5 protein-coding genes are annotated in these 2,381 nt (G+C 38.8%); all 5 read left to right on the top strand.

The annotated features are described in order from the left end of the window. Positions 1-20: 20 nt before the first annotated feature. From POF52_RS30865 to POF52_RS30885, 5 genes are read left to right on the top strand one after another with little or no spacing between them, the layout of a single operon-like run. Complete coding sequence (locus POF52_RS30865) at positions 21-266, top strand: spore gernimation protein GerQ (protein WP_271998168.1); 246 nt, start codon at positions 21-23, stop codon at positions 264-266. Between the two features lie 16 nt (positions 267-282). Beyond that, entirely contained in the window at positions 283-651 is a 369-nt protein-coding gene (locus POF52_RS30870) for a spore coat protein (RefSeq protein ID WP_013084321.1), read from the top strand. 18 nt (positions 652-669) lie between these two features. Next, a complete protein-coding gene (locus tag POF52_RS30875) occupies positions 670-1,806 on the top strand; it encodes a zinc-dependent alcohol dehydrogenase (protein WP_048019373.1) in 1,137 nt (378 codons plus the stop codon). A gap of 17 nt (positions 1,807-1,823) precedes the next feature. Then, the gene (locus tag POF52_RS30880) at positions 1,824-2,018 is read left to right on the top strand and encodes a hypothetical protein (protein ID WP_013084323.1); all 195 of its coding nucleotides are present in this window, start codon (positions 1,824-1,826) and stop codon (positions 2,016-2,018) included. A gap of 18 nt (positions 2,019-2,036) precedes the next feature. Continuing rightward, positions 2,037-2,336 (top strand): spore coat protein, encoded by a 300-nt coding sequence (locus POF52_RS30885; RefSeq protein ID WP_074679447.1) that lies wholly within the window; start codon positions 2,037-2,039, stop codon positions 2,334-2,336. Positions 2,337-2,381 lie beyond the last annotated feature (45 nt).

The raw sequence follows: 2,381 nt of genomic DNA on the forward strand, positions 1-2,381 counted from the left end.
AAAAAGGAGGGTAATCAGAAATGGATATTCAAAAATTAGCCGATCATGAGTCATTGGATCTACATGAAGCTATTAATTTTAAAACCCTTTGCTTAGCGAAATCAAAACTAATGCAAGGACTTGTATTTGATGATGATTTGAGAGCATTGATGAAAAAAGATGTTGAACAATCGATACAAGCGCTGGGAGAATTACAGGCAGTTTATCAACGTGCACCTTTTGAAGCCCCTGTTCCTCAAAACCGGCCAACACCAATAATCAATTGAAAAGGAGGTAAATTCAGTGAATCATGACTATTTAGATCCTATAAACTCGCTACACGTACCAGAGCTCGCAGATACCACATTTGCGATGGACTTTCTTCTTCGTGCCAAGGAAGGTGTTCGCAATATCGCAGTCGCGTTAACGGAGTCCGCATCACCTGATGTTAGAACTCTCTTGCGAAAACAGTTAATGCAAGGAATTGCCATGCACCAAGAAATTACAGAACTAATGATTAGTAAAAAATGGTTCCATCCATACGAATTAAGTGAACAATATCAATTAGACCAACTCTCTGCCAACAATACATTGATGATTGGCAAAATGAATCTATTTCCTGTTGAGACCAATAGAAAAGGCCTGTTTGACCGAACACCTGATGAACACTAACACTGGAGGATATCTATCATGAAGGCAGTAACGTATCAAGGTATTAAAAATGTTGTAGTCAAAGAAGTTCCAGATCCAAAGATTGAAAAACGAGATGACATGATTATTAAAGTAACCAGTACAGCTATATGTGGCTCTGATTTACATTTAATTCATGGTATGATTCCTAACCTGCAAGAAAACTATGTGATTGGTCATGAACCAATGGGAATCGTCGAAGAAGTTGGTCCAGATGTGACGAAGGTAAAAAAGGGAGATCGTGTCATTATTCCTTTTAATATAGCATGCGGTGAATGCCTTTACTGTAAAAACCATTTAGAAAGCCAATGTGATAATTCCAATGATAATGGTGATATGGGTGCCTATTTCGGATATTCTGGTACGACGGGTGGCTATCCAGGTGGACAAGCTGAATATTTAAGAGTTCCGTTTGCCAACTTTACTCATTTCAAAATTCCAGAGACTTGTGAAGAACCAGATGAAAAGTTAGCAGTTATTGCCGATGCAATGACTACTGGTTATTGGAGTGTTGACAATGCAGGCGTAAAGGGTGGAGACACAGTTATTGTTCTTGGCTGTGGTCCGGTTGGTCTTTTTGCTCAAAAATTCTGTTGGCTAAAAGGAGCAAAGCGTGTCATTGCCGTAGATTATGTAGATTATCGTTTGCAACACGCCAAACGTACCAACAAAGTTGAAATTGTAAATTTCGCACATTTTGAAAATGCAGGAATGCATTTGAAAGAAATGACGAAGGGCGGCGCTGATGTTGTCATTGATGCCGTTGGTATGGACGGTAAAATGACTGATATGGAGTTCCTTGCGAGTGGAATGAAACTGCAGGGCGGAGCATTTGGTGCGTTTATCATGGCTTCACAAGCAGTACGTAAAGGCGGGACAATCCAAGTTACAGGCGTTTACGGTGGCAAATATAATGGATTCCCAATGGGAGATATTATGAACCGAAACGTCAATATTCGCTCTGGACAAGCACCTGTGATCCACTATATGCCATATATGTTTGAATTAGTTTCGACCGGAAAAATTGATCCAGGAGATGTCGTGAGTCATGTACTTCCACTTAGTGAAGCAAAGCGTGGCTATGAGATTTTTGACACCAAAATGGATAATTGTATAAAAGTCTTGTTAAAACCTTGAGGAAGGAGGTAGAAAAAATGAATTACGCTTTACATGAAGTTCTTGAGGTCCATGAAATGGCTGCATTTAAGACCAATTGCTTGACTAAGTCCAAAACGATGAGAGGATTAGTTACAGATCAGCAATTAAAAGATATTATGCAGCAAGACATAGATGTATCTACAAGACAATTACAAGAATATACTTCTATCCTTTCCAACGCTAAGCAGTAAAAGAGGAGATGAATGAACATGAATCCAATTATTGAAAATTTAACTGGCATGAATGCCCTATCGGATCAAGTGGTTGCAATGGATTTATTGATTGCAGCTAAAAGTGGAGTTAGAAATTGCGCCATGGCAGTTACGGAGGCCGGAACGCCTGAAATTAAAGAAATGCTCACTCGCCATTTAGTGGAAGCTCTTGATATGCATGAACAAATATCTGCATACATGGTGGAAAAAGGATGGTATCATGCTTGGGATACAAATGAACAAATCACTTTAGATTTAAATAATATCGATACGGCATTGAACTTACCTACTCTATAAAAATAAAATAGGAGCAGTTTAACATTACCAACCTAAACTGTTCCT

It is taken from the genome of Priestia sp. AB (assembly GCF_028369225.1).
Classification (GTDB): domain Bacteria; phylum Bacillota; class Bacilli; order Bacillales; family Bacillaceae_H; genus Priestia; species Priestia megaterium.

Bases quoted from the DNA above. Each gene is read 5' to 3' on its own strand.
- POF52_RS30875 (WP_048019373.1), top strand. From the start codon at position 670: ATGAAGGCAGTAACGTATCAAGGTATTAAAAATGTTGTAGTCAAAGAA.
- POF52_RS30885 (WP_074679447.1), top strand. From the start codon at position 2,037: ATGAATCCAATTATTGAAAATTTAACTGGCATGAATGCCCTATCGGAT.
- POF52_RS30865 (WP_271998168.1), top strand. From the start codon at position 21: ATGGATATTCAAAAATTAGCCGATCATGAGTCATTGGATCTACATGAA.
- POF52_RS30880 (WP_013084323.1), top strand. From the start codon at position 1,824: ATGAATTACGCTTTACATGAAGTTCTTGAGGTCCATGAAATGGCTGCA.